Annotated in this window: 8 protein-coding genes; 5 read left to right on the top strand and 3 right to left on the bottom strand. The window is 58.2% G+C overall.

What is annotated here, in order from left to right; genetic code table 11:
• Window positions 1–383 precede the first annotated feature (383 nt).
• The 3 genes from IB246_RS13700 to IB246_RS13710 all read left to right on the top strand — a co-directional run bounded on the left by IB246_RS13700 (window position 384) and on the right by IB246_RS13710 (window position 3,026).
• Window positions 384–971 carry a YecA family protein gene (locus tag IB246_RS13700; protein ID WP_008040607.1) on the top strand — a complete coding sequence of 196 codons (588 nt, stop codon included), beginning with the start codon at window positions 384–386 and terminating at the stop codon, window positions 969–971.
• Between the two features lie 10 nt (window positions 972–981).
• Window positions 982–1,368, top strand: coding sequence for a YbaN family protein (locus IB246_RS13705; RefSeq protein WP_008040608.1), 387 nt, complete (start codon window positions 982–984; stop codon window positions 1,366–1,368).
• A gap of 149 nt (window positions 1,369–1,517) precedes the next feature.
• Window positions 1,518–3,026: a hypothetical protein gene (locus IB246_RS13710; protein ID WP_008040609.1), complete on the top strand. Its 1,509-nt coding sequence runs from the start codon at window positions 1,518–1,520 to the stop codon at window positions 3,024–3,026.
• 61 nt (window positions 3,027–3,087) lie between these two features.
• On the opposite strand, the gene IB246_RS13715 is transcribed toward IB246_RS13710, so the two are convergent.
• From IB246_RS13715 to IB246_RS13730, 3 genes are all read right to left on the bottom strand, one after another.
• Entirely contained in the window at window positions 3,088–5,370 is a 2,283-nt protein-coding gene (locus IB246_RS13715; RefSeq protein ID WP_008040610.1) for an autotransporter outer membrane beta-barrel domain-containing protein, read from the bottom strand.
• 212 nt (window positions 5,371–5,582) lie between these two features.
• Window positions 5,583–7,577, bottom strand: coding sequence for a hypothetical protein (locus IB246_RS13720; protein ID WP_008040612.1), 1,995 nt, complete (start codon window positions 7,575–7,577; stop codon window positions 5,583–5,585).
• 330 nt (window positions 7,578–7,907) lie between these two features.
• Window positions 7,908–12,371, bottom strand: coding sequence for a retention module-containing protein (locus tag IB246_RS13730; RefSeq protein ID WP_192230055.1), 4,464 nt, complete (start codon window positions 12,369–12,371; stop codon window positions 7,908–7,910).
• 590 nt (window positions 12,372–12,961) lie between these two features.
• Between IB246_RS13730 and IB246_RS13735 the strand changes: the two genes are divergently transcribed.
• On the top strand, window positions 12,962–14,320 hold the full coding sequence (locus IB246_RS13735; RefSeq protein WP_008040966.1) for a TolC family outer membrane protein: 1,359 nt from the start codon (window positions 12,962–12,964) through the stop codon (window positions 14,318–14,320).
• Between the two features lie 18 nt (window positions 14,321–14,338).
• Entirely contained in the window at window positions 14,339–16,498 is a 2,160-nt protein-coding gene (locus IB246_RS13740; RefSeq protein ID WP_008034252.1) for a type I secretion system permease/ATPase, read from the top strand.
• The last annotated feature ends 2 nt before the right edge of the window (window positions 16,499–16,500 follow it).

A 16,500-nucleotide genomic window follows, 5' to 3' on the forward strand; every position in this document is an offset into this window, starting at 1 on the left:
GGGCAACCCGGCATGGATGCCGGGTTAGCCGCCCCCGGCCATGGATGGCCGATGGCGGCGGGCCCACGGAGCAGGACCGGAGCGAGGGTATGCCGAGCCACAGCGAGGCACCGAACGAAAGGGGCAAGAGCCCTTGGTTACTTGGGGCTTTTCCAAGTGACTCGCCGTAAGGGCGAAACCGATAGCAGCCGTAACCACAGAAACGGATATGTACACCATCAAAATCCTCGCCGACTGACACACAGCATTCGCAAGCAGGCTCGCTCCAGCAAGGAATGCGCTGTTCTGGAAAATCACTGAGCGCAAATATGCCGCGCGGCTGGCCTGAGTGCTCAAGAAGGCCTAGAATTCCCGCATCTGTTAATTCCCAAGGTAGCCCTTTAATGTCCTTCGCTGAGCAACTAACCCGCCTGCAAGTCTTCCTCGACGCCGATGAACTGCATGACGAGGCGCTGGACTACGTGGCCGCCCACGGCTACCTCACCGCGCTGTCGATCTGTTCCGAAAGCGTTCCCGACCGTGAATGGATCGACGCCCTCTTCGCCGAAGAGCCGCATTACGCCGACGACACCGAGCGTGAAGCCATCGAATCCACCCTGCTGGCCCTCAAGGCTCACATCGCCCGCCAACTGGCGTCCGATGAAGAGTTCGAGCTGCCGTGCGAACTGGACCTCGGCGAAGATCCGGACGATTCCGACCTGCGCGGCTGGTGCATCGGTTTCATGGAAGGCGTGTTCCTGCGCGAAGCAGCCTGGTTCGAAACCGCCGAAGACGAAGTCAGCGAAATGCTGCTGCCGATCATGGTCGGTTCGGGTCTGTTCGACGAGCAGCCCGAGTTCTCCGACATCGCGGCCGACGCCAACCTGATGGACGACATGATCGTGCAGATCCCGGAAGCCCTGACCGCGCTGTACCTGCTGTGCAACGCGCCAGACGAAAAACCGGCGATCCTCAAGCCACGTCACCACTAAGGTTTTGCCTATGGACAACCCCATAGGCAACCGCTCCCTGATGTTGCGTTACGGGCTGCTGGCCATCGGCTGGCTGAGCGTAGCGCTGGGGGTGATCGGGATTTTCCTCCCGGTATTGCCCACCACGCCTTTCCTGCTGCTGGCGGCCGCCTGCTTCGCCCGCAGTTCGCCGCGTTTTTACAACTGGCTGGTGGAACATCCACGGCTGGGTCCGTGGATTCGCGACTACCTCGACGGCAACGGCATTCCGCTCAAGGGCAAGGTCTACGCCATCGGCCTGATGTGGGCGAGTATTCTGTTGTCCTGCTACCTGGTGCCCCTGCCGTGGGCGCGCGGGTTCATGCTGACCAGTGCGGTGCTGGTGACGGTATATATTCTTCGGCAAAAAACACTCTGAAAATCCGAGCCATTGCGATGTGATGCTGGCCGTCACTCCAACCGCTTATCGGAAACCCTTCCACAACTGTTATTTCTGACAGTAGTCAATGCTGATGCTTCACGCATTAAATCAATCCGGCACTCACACCAGGACCGGAGTCCATCACCATGACAGCCAGACAACCGAACGTCCCATCGGGCACTGCGCCCGAGGAAACAGATTTGACATTGAGTATCAGAGCCGTCAGGGACTCCAAAAATGTCCTTGTAGGTCAAAACGGCACGACCTCCGATACCTTCTTCACGGTCAGTGGAACCGCTGAGCCGGACAAGCCGATTCTGGTACGGGACGGCTTTTTTGAATTGGCATCCGCCCAAAGCGACGGGGAAGGCCAATGGAAGACCGAGTTATTCGAGGTCAAGGAAGTCAAAAAATACAGCCTGACTGCCATGGGTAATTACGGCAACAAACCTGTTTCCAGCCCACCTCGAACCTTCACCGTGGTCGCCGACGCCCCCATCATCGAGTCCCTGAAAGATGACGAGGGAATGATTGGTGAAGGAGAAACGACCTACTCCTCATCGGTGAGCGTCACAGGTAAAGCCCTCCCGAACCAGAAGGTTCAGGCGTTCAATGGCAGCACACCACTTGAAGAGGCGCCGGTTAACCAAAATGGCGTTTACACACTTGAACTCAAGAATCTGCTGTCAGGCACCTCCTACACCATCACCGTCAAGGCACTCTACGGCGAAGGTAAATCATCCGAACCACGAAACTTCAACGTTGCAGCGGACATCGGCCTGTCTCTCGATGCTGTCGAAGACTCGGACGGCAATCCTGTCAACGAAGGCGACACTACCTCCGACCAAAACCTCACCGTCGTGGGCAAGTGCAGGCCAGGCAAGGATGTTCAACTCCTCGACCACGACGCCCCAGAAGGATTTCCGCCGGCGACCGCCAAGGGTAACGGAGAGTGGGAAATCAAAATCAAACTGGACCCAGGCGTGCATAGCCTGAAAGCCAAAAAACTGTACGGTGACGGGGAAGTAACCCCTACGCCCAGAACCTTTACCGTTAAAGGGGCGGATCTTGTAACGCTGGACACCGTGACTGACACCCATGGAACAACCGTCGATGACGGTGGTTTCACCTATGAGAGCAACCTGATTGCCAAAGGCGAAGGCGAAGCAGGCGAGTACGTCGAGATCTTCAACGGCAACGTCTCTTTAGGTGAGGGGCAAATCGGAGCTGGCGGCTACGAAGTCCCCATCGGCCCGCTGCCACTCGATAATTATCGCCTTGTTGCCAAGGCAAAATACCCCGATGGCGGTGAGTCTGGCCCGTACTCGTTTGAGGTCAGAAAATCCATCGCACCACGCGAAACCCAAGTGCATGATGCCAAAGAGGAAATTATCGATAACGGTAACACCACCTCCAGTTATGTAAGAGTCGGCGGCAAAACCGAACCGCTAGCGTCGGTCAACCTCAAGGTCAACGGGACCGTCGACCCGAAATCAGAGTCGGCCAACGAGGATGGTAATTGGGCGACACTCCTCACCGGATTGGCAGTAGGCAGAGCCTATGAGGTCAGTGCCGTTGCTTCCGACGATCATAACGCCGAATCGAATAAAGTAAGGTTCACGCGGGTTTCGGCGAACGGTTCTACCGACAGTTAACAAAGACCATTGTGGCAGTGCAAAAAAAACCGCTTTTAGCGGTTTTTTTTGTCTCACACATTTAAAACTGATAGTTCGCACTGAAGGTGGCAGCCACGGGCTGTTCGACATTTTTACCCTTGGCATAATCGACACCGACACCAAGATGCAGTCTCTCGGACACTGAAACCATTACCCCTGCACCGACTTCGAAACCGCTGCCCGACAGGTTGTTATTGATCGAGTTTCCATTGACCCGCACGTTGTTATCGTTCGATGCAAATTCATGGACCAGCGCCACTCGCCCGTATGGACGCACCTGAGTGTCGCCCAGGTTGATGCTTCGACCCGCCATGACGCCGAGCTTTGTGCGCAATGAATGCGTGTCGTCACCCTCAGCGCTCATGCCATTGTCCAAGTAATAGCTTTCTCCCTGGATGATTGCAGCGGATACCTGAACAGAAGGTTTGGCAAACCAGCCATCCCCCAGATCAATTTGGCGCCCCCCTTCTACCATCGCACTCACAGCCGAGTTGTTGTAATCGCCTTCGGCACGTTTGCCATCGCTCATACCGACTTTGGACTCGTTACGGAAATGGTTGAACTTCAGGGCACCATCAACGAAGTAGCCATTGTCCTGATTCCGCCAGCCGAAATAAGGACCGAAGTAGTAACTGTCAACCGTGGCCGAGGTGCCGCCGTTGAGATTCAGATCGGATTTGCTGTATCCCGCCAGCATACCGACAGTCCACGGACTGTCACCCAGTCGGGTATCGGCGCCCAGGGTGAAACCCTGTTGCTCTTGACGATAACCCACACCCATCGAACCGTCGTCAACGTTCCACTTGTTGCCATAAGCTCGTACCCACAGGCCGTGGCGCTTGTCATCCGTCTGCAACTCGCCCATGCGGTTTTCCAGCGACTTCAATTCGCCATAGGACACGGTAAGGGCTGTTTGAAACAATGCCACTACCGATTGAGCACCGGAGCTGAGTCGGGTGGTAGGGTTCAGGTAATACTCCGCTTCGCCGGAGGCATTGGTTCTTTCGGCTAAATCGTATTGCCATGTCCCCACATCGACCCGGCCACCCAACAGCGCGAAATCTGCCTGGTTATTTCCGATCTGCACCAGCGTCAATTGTTGAGGAGACGTCGCGTCCTTGCCCGAAGCGTTGACGGCCAATTCATAGCTGCCAGTGGCCGTGCCGGATTTCAGCAAGTCACTTTCACCGGTCTGGAAGTTGCCCTGCATGGCAATGATGCCGCTTCCATTGAGCGTACCCACCTCAAGTTGACGATTCGCACGTGGCACGCCAGGCGCACCGAAATTAACCGTGCTGTCGCTCAACGTCAGAGTGTCGATGCGGTCATCGCCAACCATGGTCAGGCTCGAACCGCTGTTAAGGCTCAGGTTGCTGTTGTTCAGGCGTCCGGTGAACGTTGAGCCATTGTTCAAGGTGACATTGGCCGTCGAACCGTTCTCGCGCAGAATGTCGCCCTCCATCGAAGCACTGTCGAAGGTGAGATTGGCGGTGCTATTGCCAGTCACTTGCACATTGCCTTGCAAGGCGCTGTTCGCAACCCGCATGTTCGCCGTCGAGGCGCCTTCCACTTCAAGTACATTGCCGTTATTGCCAATCAGCGTGGAGTTGTTCAACACCTCGATGCTGGCATCGGTGGCCTGCGCCACAACAATGGCCGCGCCATTGCGACCTTCAACGGTAGAGTTGTCCAGCACCAGGGAAGCATTCCCCACGTTCGCCGGGTCTTTTTTTATCAATACACCCGCAACATCACCGCTGATGCGGGTACCCGCCGTTGCACGCACTGCGCCGCCAAAAATGTCCAGCCCGCGACTGCCTGCGGCCGTTCCCGTCACTTGGCTATTGATCAAGTTGAGAGTACTCAGGCCCGACACTGTGGCGCCAGTTACGGCACCACTGAACTGACTGTCAGTCGCCGTCACCGTAGAGCCCTGGTTCGATCCGTTAGGACGGTTGACCAACAAAGCGGTGGCGTCGGCGGTCACCGTGGCCTGATTGATAGTCGCCGTACTGCTATTGATCGTTACACCATTACCGCCGCTATTGCCGTTGACGATTCCACCATTGATAGTCAGGGTTGAACCGCTGGTGACTGTGACACTGTTGGTCGTCGCACCCGTTATGTTTAACGTGCTGTTATTTCTCACCAGATAATCGGTGATTGGCGCCGTGGACGAATCGATATCCAACGTGTTGCCGTTATCAACGATAGTTGCCGCAAACGCTGAACAACTCATCAAAAAAAAAGCCGGCAATGTCGCCAGCGATTTAAAAGCACCTGTACCAGCAGGTACGCGTAAAACTTTGTATTGAGTCGTCATTTGCCTGCACCTTCTCGTGATCCGGTCTCCGTTGGCCAACTGTTGGGAGACACCAAAGGGTGCGGACGATACAGACGCTTCCTACGAAAAAATGTAGGACTAATCTCTTTCGACTACGGAAAATCCGTCATACCAACCATTGCACGGAACAATAAAAACCATTCCCATCGCTGACAAAAAAGGAGGCACCAAGTGCCTCCTTAAACAAGTCATTAGATTGGGCAGGTCCCCCCACCGATACGCATCGTTACTTTGGTCGGATCGGACCCTCCCGAGGCCGGTTGCCCATCTATTAATGCCGTATACTTAAGGTCGCCCCAACCGTCATTGGTCACGGCAAACTGCGCATAAGGAATTTTCACAAGGAAGCCATCTCTGGCTTCAACAGTAGACGGTGTTTTTTTCACTGTTACGGTGTTACCCGGTATTGGCGACCCTGGTTTATTGTCCGGAGGGCTGGAAAGATCGTTAACATAACCCTGATAGACAAATAAAAGTTCCTGGTTTGCCAGCTTAAGTTCGCCACCTGGAACCTCTACTTCAATGACTTTGCCCAGCAATGAATCATCCTTAATCGAAATACAACCTAAGGTAGGCCCATCCAGATCATCAACGGTGTGCAGGAATTTTGGTTTGGGGATAGTAACCGGCACGAGGAAAACATCAACTTCCTGATCTTTGGATCGATTGAAGTTTTCGTTAAGCGAGTGAGTCACATTGTAGTGAACCTTGGTGAGTGGATTGTTTCCGCTTGCTTCAATAATTTCTGGAGCAATAGTAAAGGTCAACATCGTTGTAGCTGTTTCAGTACCGTCCATCGTCCAGACGCCACCCTTGCCTCTCGTATTTGCAGGGTCCTCCGGAACGGCAACTCCTTCTACATAAAGCGATACAACCTGACCCGTCTTGAACCCCTCATAAATAAGTACCTTTGCATCCACGTCGGCAGCGAGGTCACCAGCCCTGATCTTGTTAGGGTCCGTCGTTACCGTACCTTGCACTGTCACCGGGAGAAGCTTGTCATGCGGAAAACCTGGCAACCCCGGATTATCCGGATCAATCGGCAGCGGCGAATCAAGGTCAATGTTCAGATCTTTCGGAGTTGGAGTCTTGGGATGAAAAAGTTTATTTCGCTGGATCTGCCAGAGAAGAGGAACCGTTTTCGGACCCACATTGCCGTTGTGCAGGTATTTATAGGGCAGAGGAAGTGAAAACGGAACCTGAGTAACAGCCACATTGATGGCGGGTTGCCCATCGACGCTCAACAGCAGCCTGTCTTGAGGCAACCAGTTGTCGTAGCTGATTTTGGCAATGACCGGTGTCTGTGCATCCTCGACCAGGATCTGATCATCATCATCGTGCAGCGCAACCTGCAGAGTCTGGTTTGCCGGCGGATCAGAAAGCACCACATCCAGCGTCAAAAACTCGGATAAAAGGCTTGGATTACCTTTACGATCAAACAGGACAAAAAACAGCGAATAATCCCCCTCTGCTGATCCAATAAATTCCTTGGTCAGTTTATCGGTTGAAGGCAAGATCCCAAGATCGTTGCGCTCGATTCTTTCAATGAGTCGGGAGTTGGGTATCGATCGGCCATATCGAAACTCAATTACGTCTCCAATTTTTGCCCCACTCCACTCTTTACATGTCAAACGCACAAAACCATGAGTATCCAGATACGCCTTGGTAATCGTTAAATCTGCTTCAATTTCAGCCGGAACTCCTACTTTTCCAACAGGTACAGGCGGCTCTGTATCAATATTAATAGAAAGCTTTTTCGACTCATCCCCATTTATTGAGTAAGTCTGCCAATAAGATAACTGATGAGGCCCAGCAGCATTGAGACGCCCTGCATCAACTGCAAGCCTTATTGGAAATTTCGCATCAATTTCGGCGCGGGTCAAAGGAGTTTGAAACCTCTCAACACGTCCGAATTTGGTGCCATCCCACATCGCCTGCACAGTGATTTGAGCTCTATCTGGAGAGCTCGCATCGGGAAATTCAGAAACATCCACATCCAGATTAAATAGCCGATCCTTGTACTGTAGCTGTTGACCTGGATCATCGGCCGTCGCAGGTAACAACGTAGAATTCGGCAAACCAGGCGGATCATTTTTGGGTGGTTCTTGATTGGCCAGCATCACTCTATTGTTGTACAACCGCTGTTCTTGCGGAGTCAGCACTTTATACTTTTCATAGATAGTCATTTCACAGTTCCTTGTTAACGGGCTTCAACTGCCCAGGATGTGGCGGATCTACGCACGATCAAAAATGACCCGGCGCTTGTTCGGGAAAACAATGTCGTGAAAGGCCAGGGTGACGGCCGACGGGAGTAAAAAATCGATTTGTCGAACTGCTTGTAAAAAACGCTTTCACTCAACCGATGACATGATTTAAAGGCAGTCACCAAAGTCTGGCTACTGTCAGAAATCACAGGTTTTGCTACCGCCGGTCGGACACTTCCCTAAACAACGCACAACAAAAAACCCGCCATCCCTTACACAGGGATGGCGGGTTTTGTTGTTTAAGGTTTCAGGTCACACGGTATCGACCTTCAACGAGTGGTCATTCAGCATGCCGTTGATGATGGTCGCCGTATCCGCCCCGGCAATCACCCCACCCGCGCCCGGTGTCACACCGTAATGGCTGGCCAGGTCCACACCGGCCAGGTCGATCGTCTGGTTCGGCGCTGCCCCCGCCATGCCGCTGACGTCGATGCTGGTGACCAGTGAATCGCCGCTGCCGGTGACTTTGAAGTGCAGGTAGTCATCCAGCGACGCCGCCGTGCCGTTCTCCCCTTGCAACAGTTGCGACAAGTCGAGTTTGTCGGTGCCTGGCGTGAAGTCGGTAACCACGTCGTGGCCGCTGTTGCCTTTGAGCCACAGGAAGGAGTCGGCACCGGCACCACCGGTGAGGGTGTTGTTGCCGAGGCCGCCGATGAGCACGTCATCGCCGCCGCCACCGTTGAGCACGTCGTTGCCGAGGCCGCCGGTAATGATGTTGTTGTGGCTGTCGCCGGTCAGTTTGTCATCGAAGCTGGAACCGGTGAGGTTTTCGATGGCGGTCAGGGTATCGGTGCCGGCGCCCACAGTGTTTTGCGCGCCGAGCAGGCTCAGATCCACTTTGACCCCGGCGGTGGCGTGGGCGTAGCTCGCGGTGTCGATACCGGTGCCGCCGTCGAGCAGGTCGTTGCCCGCGCCGCTGTAGAGCAAGTCATTGCCGGCGCCACCGTGCAGCTCGTTGTTGCCTGCACCGGCAGTGAGCACATCGTTGCCGTCGCCGGCGTTGATCACGTTGTTGCCGGTGCCCGCCACCAGCATGTCGTCACCCGTTGTGCCGGTGAGGGTGTGTCCGTCCTGATAGCTGATGGTCACCGCTGTGCTGTCGTCGACGGCGTAGGCGCCGTGATAGTCCGGGGTGGTGTTGTGGGCGCCGGAGTAGTCGACGGTCAGGGTCAGTTGGTAATCTTCCGCGCCCTTGCCGTTGCCATGCCCGCCGTCATCGATGTTGATGATGTGGATCTGGTAGGTGCCGTCTACTGCGGCGGTGATGGTCTGGCCATCGCCGATGCCGACGAACGAGCCGCCGTTGACCGAGTACTCCATGGTGACGTGACCGCCCGCCAGGTTGTGATCGAGGTTCAGGGTTTCACCCTGTTTGAGGGGGACGGTGATGTGGTCCTCGTCATTGCTGTTGCTGTTGCTGTTGCTGTTGCTGTTGCCGTTGCCGTTGCCGTTGCCGTTGCCGTTGCCGTTGCCGTTGCCGTTGCCGTTGTTGTTTTTGGCTTCGCCCAACGCTCCGCTGACCACCAGCACCGCGGTCATGGCTGCGGTGTTGGCGACGAATGCGCTGCGCGCGATGGTCACCGATTGAGCGTTGTTGCCGGTGAAGCTGTAGCTCGGGTTGCTGCCGGTAAAGTCCGCACCTTTGACAATCCAGCCAGTGTTGAAGGTGGTTGGCGATACGGTCAGCGGGTTGGCGTTGGCATCGATGTCGTTGGCCAGCAGCACGTCGCCCGGCACCGTGACGTTGCCCGACAGGACGTTGGTGATGATGGTGACGCCATTGTCGCTGACTGCGTTGATGCAGCCGTTGCTGACGTCGATGGTGATGGTCGTGGTGCTTTCGTCACCGTCGTCATCACGCAGGGTGTAGGTGAACACGTCGGTCGCGCCGGGGCCGTTCACGGCATTCGGGGTGCTGTGGTATTCGACGTTGCCCTGGGCGTCCAGGGTCAGGTAACCGTAGGTGCCGTTGATGTGGGTGTTGAGCCCGCCGTTGACCGGGGTCGAGGTGTCCGAGCCGGCGCGCACGCCGACCACGCCACCGCCGAGCAAGGGGCCATCGGCGCCGGCGACGTCATTCCACAGCACGTTGCCGCTGACGGTACCGCCCTCCACCACCGACGTTGTCTCAGGGTTGGCGTTCGGTGTGTCATCGACGATGTTGACGTTGATCTGTCCGGTCGCGGTGCTGCCGTTGACATCCTTGGCCGTCACATCGAAGTGCTCGGAGATGCTGTCGGCACCACCGGGATTCGGGTGGTCGCTGTCGTAACGCAACGTGTAGCTGTAACTCACCACACCGGTGGCCGGGTTGTAACCGGTGATGGTGAAGATCGCGCCGGTATCGGTCTCGCTCGATTGCGGGAAACCTGCCGCCACACCTGCGGTGACCACGGCGATGCCGCCGACGGTGAGGGTTTGCAGACCGTCCAGCGCGGTGACGGTGAAGGTGCCGGATTGGGTCAGGGCCGGTGCGTCCGGGTCGGTGCCGTAGGTGAGGTTTTTCTCGTAGACGGTCAGTTCACCGCCATACGCGTCGAGGCCGCTGAGGGTGACCGGGCTGATGCAGCCGTTGCTGACATCGATGGTGATGGTCGTGGTGCTTTCGTCACCGTCGTTATCACGCAGGGTGTAGGTGAACACGTCGGTCGCGCCGGGGCCGTTCACGGCATTCGGGGTGCTGTGATATTCGGCGTTGCCCTGGGCGTCCAGGGTCAGGTAACCGTAGGTGCCGTTGATGTGGGTGTTGAGCCCGCCGTTGACCGGGGTCGAGGTGTCCGAGCCGGCGCGCACGCCGACCACGCCACCGCCGAGCAAGGGGCCATCGGCGCCGGCGACGTCATTCCACAGCACGTTGCCGCTGACGGTACCGCCCTCCACCACCGACGTTGCCTCAGGGTTGGCGTTCGGTGTGTCATCGACGATGTTGACGTTGATCTGCCCGGTCGCGGTGCTGCCGTTGACATCCTTGGCCGTCACATCGAAGTTCTCGGAAATGCTGTCGGCACCACCGGGATTCGGGTGGTCGCTGTCGTAACGCAACGTGTAGCGGTAGCTCACCACACCGGTGGCCGGGTTGTAACCGGTGATGGTGAAGATCGCGCCGGTGTCGGTCTCGCTCGATTGCGGGAAACCTGCCGCCACGCCCGCCGTGACCACGGCGATGCCGCCCACGGTGAGGGTCAGCAGGCCATCCGGTGCGTTGACGTTGAAGGTGCCGGTCTGGGTCAGGGCCGGAGCATCCGGGTCGGTGCCGTAGGTGAGGTTTTTTTCGTAGACGGTCAGTTCACCGCCATACGCGTCAAGGCCGCTGAGGGTGACCGGGCTGATGCAGCCGTTGCTGACGTCGATGGTGATGGTCGTGGTGCTTTCATCACCGTCGTTATCACGCAGGGTGTAGGTGAAGACGTCGGTCGCGCCGGGGCCGCTCACCCCGTTCGGGTAGCTGTGGTATTCGGCGTTGCCCTGGGCGTCCAAGGTCAGGTAACCGTAGGTGCCGTTGATGTGGGTGTTGAGCCCGCCGTTGACCGGGGTCGAGGTGTCCGAGCCGGCGCGCACGCCGACCACGCCACCGCCGAGCAAGGGGCCATCGGCGCCGGCGACGTCGTTCCACAGCACGTTGCCGCTGACGGTGCCGCCCTCCACCACCGAGGTCGCGTCCGGGTTGGCGTTCGGTGTGTCATCGACGATGTTGACGTTGATCTGCCCGGTTGCGGTGCTGCCGTCGACATCCTTGGCCACTACGTCGAAGTGTTCAGAGATGCTGTCGGCACCACCGGGATTCGGGTGGTCGCTGTCGTAGCGCAGCGTGTAGCTGTAACTCACCACACCGGTCGCCGGGTTGTAACCGGTGATGGTGAAGATCGCGCCGGTGTCGGTCTCGCTCGATTGCGGGAAACCTGCCGCCACACCCGCAGTGACCACGGCGATGCCGCCCACGGTGAGGGTTTGCAGACCGTCCAGCGCGGTGACGGTGAAGGTGCCGGATTGGGTCAGCGCCGGAGCGTCCGGGTCAGTGCCGTAGGTGAGGTTTTTCTCGTAGACGGTCAGCTCGCCGCCCTCTACGTCGAGGCCATCCAGGGTGACGGGATTGTCTGGATTATCTGGATTGTCTGGAGTATCCGGAATGTCCGGACGATCCGGGGTATCCGCCACAATCGGTGCAGCGGTCGCATTGCCGCCATTGTCCGGATCACCGGCGTCCGGATCACCGGCCAGACGCTCCCGGGGAAACTCGGGAACACCATTGAAGCCCGCAGTGGGAAAACCGACCGTCGGATCGACCCGCCCGGCCACTTCCTCCAGCAGCACAAAACTATGGCCGCCGCCCAATGCACCGCCGGGCGCACCCGGTGTGCCCGGCCCCGCCGCAGTCGCTTCAGCGGTTTGGGTCGGGTCGTCGCCCGCTGCGATGGCTTTTTGTACTCGCTCGACATCTGACAGTTGAGCCTGAGTCGGCGTAGTCGCTTCAGGTGTATTCACATGGGAGGCGTGATCCACCAGCAACTGAGGGTTCATTTGCAGACTGCTGCCACGCCCGAGTGTCAGTTCCTGGCCATTTTGCAGGTGCACCGCCACCGCGCCTTCGGCCCCGGTGATCAGTTGATCGCCGGCAAACAGCCGGTCCCCCTCGATCAGCACACGCCGGGTACCGTCGCTCCCCTGGGCGAACACCTGACCAATGACCTTACTGACGATACCGATGAGCGTAGCCATGTGCACTTCCTCCGCTGCCGACTGACGTCGGCATCCTGTTGTTTGCGAAGAACGTGCTCATGGGTCAAGCGGTGGCCAGCGAGCCTCTTCCGGGGAGCAGCTCGTCAACACCAAGCCACTGCCCTGGCGACTATCTCGCCAAGCGTGTCGCTCACGGGCGACGTGTCCGCTACGGAATAAAACCCTCTGCAATCAAAGGCATCGGGATCCTGTTCGGTAACACCTCGTCCAGTGAGCGATGCGTAACGGTTCTGAACCAACCAAGTGACAAAAAACCGTCACCAAGAAAACCGTTTCGCGTCCCTCCCCTCCAGCACTTCTACGCCCTAGTCGATATGTGGGTGGAACTTTCCTTTTGCCCTTTCGAGCGCCCTAACGCTCATAAATCAAGGGCTTTCGACGTGAACAATGTGCTGGATTTTGCAGAGCGCATAAGTTTTTTTTGGCATAACCCTTATGAGAAATCCTTCTTAGATTCCTCCCAGAATGTTCTTAGCTCTGTTGTAAAGAGCATGAAACGGTTTCACCTATAAATGTCGTCAAATAATTGGCGACTAATAAGCACCATTAGGACTCAGGGAGATGTACCCATGCGCCGATTGAACCCCATCTGCAGTGCGATTCTATTGGCGATGGCCTGTACTTCTCAGGCTCACGCCATGTCACTGACCGAGGCGATCCAGAGCACTATTGCGACCCACCCGGAACTGGCGTCGCGGGTGGACAGCCGCCTGTCGGCCGATGAAGACGTGAAAGTCGCCAAGGGGGGCTTTTATCCTTCCGTGGATCTGAACGCCTCGTACGGGCGCGGGTACAGCGATAACACCAACACCCGGGCCTTCGGCAATCACCACACGGAAATCCTGAACTACACCCAATCGGAACTGCGTCTGCGGCAGATGCTGTTCGATGGCTTCAACACGGCCAACGAAGTCGAGCGCACCAAAGGCGTGGTCAACTCCCGGGCCTATTACGCCCAGGGCACCGCTCAGGATCTGGCTCTGCGCACCATCGAGGTCTACCTCGAAGTGCTCAAGCGCCGCGAACTGGTGACGCTGGCCAAGAACAACCTGCAAGCCCACCTGCGGGTCAACGACCAGATCGGCCTGCGCACCCAGCGCGGGATCGGCAGCACCGCTGACGCCGACCAGTCCGTGGCGCGTCGGGCACTCGCGGAAAACAACCTCGACACCGCCGAAGTCGATCTGGCCGATGCCGAAGCGAATTTCTACGCCGTCACAGGGCGCATGCCCGATGAACTGGAAACGCTGCCATCGATTCGCGGCGAATTGCCGGCCACGATCCGGGATGCCCAACAAAGCATGGTCGACAACAACCCGTACCTGAAATCGGCCCAGGCAGATGTGCAATCGGCCGAGAGCCAGTACGAAGTCGCCAAGTCGCCGTTCTACCCACGCTTCGACGCTGAAGCCGCGGTGGGGGCGAATAACAACATCGCCGGTGAAGAAGGCCACGACAACGAATGGCGCGTCGGCGTCGTGATGAACTACAACCTGTTCCGCGGCGGCAGCGACAAGGCACGACTGGCCTCCGACGCGCACAAGATCAACCAGGCCATGGACATCCGCAACAACGCCCTGCGCCAGCTCAACGAGAACATTCACCTGGCCTGGAACGCCATGGTCAACGCGAAAAAACAAACCCCGACCGCCCGCGAATACGCCGAAACCACCACCCGTGTACGGGCGGCGTATCAGGACCAGTTCGGCCTCGGCCAACGGACCCTGCTTGACGTGCTCGACAGTGAAAACGAACTCTACAACGCCAACCGTCGCTATACCGAAGTGCGCTACACCGAGGAATTCTCGATGTACCGCGTGCTGGCAAACATGGGCCAGTTGCTGAGCAAACAACGCGTGGTACTGCCCGCCGACGCGATTGCCCAGACCGAAGTGAAAAACGAAGCCCGTTTGCCTGAACTGAAGTAGCGTACTGGAGCGAGCAATGTGACCAGCATGGAATCCGGCAACACTGGTGTCGATCCGCGGCTGAGCTTCGATGACCCGCTTCTGGACGGTCTGTTGATTCTCTGCAAACTTCATGGCGCGACGGTCAGTCGTGCCAGCCTGAGTGCCGGGCTGCCAATGGCACACCAACGCCTGAGCCTGGACCTGCTGCCGCGCGCAGCGGCCCGGGCCAGTTTGCAGGCGCGCTTGTTGCGCCGTGAACTGGACGACATTTCTGCGCTCAACCTGCCGGTGCTGCTGATCCTCGACAACGGTCGCACCGCCGTGCTGCGTCGCTTTGGCGATGATGGCCGCCTGCTGATCCTGCCGAGCGAAGCCGACGGCGGCGAGCAATGGGTCAGCCGTGAAGAGCTGGCCGAAAGTTATAGTGGCCAGGCCTTGTTCGCCCGGCCACGACATGAACTCGAAGACCTGCGTTCGCCTCTGGTGCCGCGTGTGGAAGCGTGGTTTCGCGACACCTTGAAGCTGTCGAAATGGCTGTACAGCGATGCGATCCTGGCGAGTTTCCTGATCAACCTGCTGGGGCTGATGGTGCCGTTGTTCGTGATGCAGACCTACGACAGAGTGGTGCCGAACCAGGCCACTTCGACCCTGTGGGTGCTGTCCATCGGCTTGCTGATCGGCACCGGTTTCGAGCTGGCATTGCGGGTGGTCCGCGCGCATTTGCTGGACACCGCCGGTAAGAAGACCGACGTGATCCTGTCCGCGACCTTGTTCGAACGCATCACCGGCATGTCGATGAAAGCGCGGCCAGCGACCATCGGCGGTTTCGCCCAGAGCATTCATGACTTCCAGGGCCTGCGCGAATTCCTCACCGCCGTTACGCTGACCAGCCTGATCGACCTGCCCTTCGCCGTGCTGATGCTGGTGGTGATCGGCCTGCTCGGTGGCTGGCTGGTAGTCATTCCGTTGCTGGCGTTTCCGATTACGATCCTGTTCGCAATGGTGATTCAGGTAAGGCTGCGCGACACCGTGCAAAAAAGCCTGACCCTCGGCGCCGAACGCCAGGCGTTGCTGATCGAAACCCTCGGCGGCCTGGAAACCCTCAAGGCCTGCAGCGCCGAAAGCGAGCGCCAGCACAAATGGGAAAGCACCCACGGCGCCCTCACCCGCCTCGACAGCCACGCGCGCAACCTCTCGGCGCTGGCCACCAACGGCACGCTGTTCATCCAGCAGTTCTCCGGCATGGCGACCATCGTCGCCGGGGTCTACAGCATCATCGCCGGCAACCTCAGCGTCGGCGCGCTGGTGGCAACCTACATGCTTGGCAGTCGCGTACTCGCACCGTTGGGGCAGATCGCCGGGCTGATCACGCGCTATCAGCAAGCGCAACTGACGATGAAAAGTACCGATGCGCTGATGGGCCTGCCGCAGGAGCGCGATGCGAAACAGCGGCCATTGGAGCGCACGCAACTGCAAGGCGCCCTCGACGTCAGCGGCGTGACCTTTCGCTACAACGGCCAGAATGCACCAGCGCTGGCCAACATCAGTTTCAGCCTCAAACCCGGTGAGCGGGTCGGCATCATCGGTCGCAGCGGTTCGGGCAAAAGCACCTTGGGGCGACTGGTCATGGGGTTCTATGAACCGGAGGAAGGCCAGTTGCTGCTCGATGGCCTGGACCTGCGGCAACTGGACGTCGCCGACCTGCGCCAGCAGATCGGTTATGTCGCCCATGACCTGCCGTTGCTGGCCGGCAGCCTGCGCGACAACCTGACACTCGGCGCACGCTACATCAGCGATGCGCGGATGCTGGAGGTGGCCGAACTGACCGGCGTCACCGAGCTCGCGCGTCAACACCCACAAGGGTTTGACCGGCCCGTCGGCGAACGCGGGCAGTTGCTGTCGGGCGGGCAACGCCAAGCCGTATTGCTGGCCCGCGCCTTGTTGCTCGACCCGCCGATCATGCTGCTCGACGAACCCACCAGCGCCATGGACAACAGCAGCGAAGATGTTTTGCGGCAAAAACTTCACGGTTGGGTCCAGGGCAAAACCTTGCTGCTGGTGACCCACCGCACCTCGATGCTCAGCCTGGTGGATCGGCTGGTGGTACTCGACAACGGGCGGATCGTCGCCGACGGTCCGAAAGAAGCGGTCATCGATGCACTGCGCAAGGGCCGTGTCGGCTCTGCGGCCGTCTAGGA

Source organism: Pseudomonas sp. PDM01 (assembly GCF_014852325.1).
In the GTDB taxonomy this organism is placed as follows: domain Bacteria; phylum Pseudomonadota; class Gammaproteobacteria; order Pseudomonadales; family Pseudomonadaceae; genus Aquipseudomonas; species Aquipseudomonas migulae.

Excerpts from the sequence above, each read along its gene's own strand:
- IB246_RS13720 (WP_008040612.1), bottom strand. The coding sequence starts at position 7,577 with ATGACTATCTATGAAAAGTATAAAGTGCTGACTCCGCAAGAACAGCGG.
- IB246_RS13700 (WP_008040607.1), top strand. The coding sequence starts at position 384 with ATGTCCTTCGCTGAGCAACTAACCCGCCTGCAAGTCTTCCTCGACGCC.
- IB246_RS13705 (WP_008040608.1), top strand. The coding sequence starts at position 982 with ATGGACAACCCCATAGGCAACCGCTCCCTGATGTTGCGTTACGGGCTG.
- IB246_RS13715 (WP_008040610.1), bottom strand. The coding sequence starts at position 5,370 with ATGACGACTCAATACAAAGTTTTACGCGTACCTGCTGGTACAGGTGCT.
- IB246_RS13710 (WP_008040609.1), top strand. The coding sequence starts at position 1,518 with ATGACAGCCAGACAACCGAACGTCCCATCGGGCACTGCGCCCGAGGAA.
- IB246_RS13730 (WP_192230055.1), bottom strand. The coding sequence starts at position 12,371 with ATGGCTACGCTCATCGGTATCGTCAGTAAGGTCATTGGTCAGGTGTTC.
- IB246_RS13735 (WP_008040966.1), top strand. The coding sequence starts at position 12,962 with ATGCGCCGATTGAACCCCATCTGCAGTGCGATTCTATTGGCGATGGCC.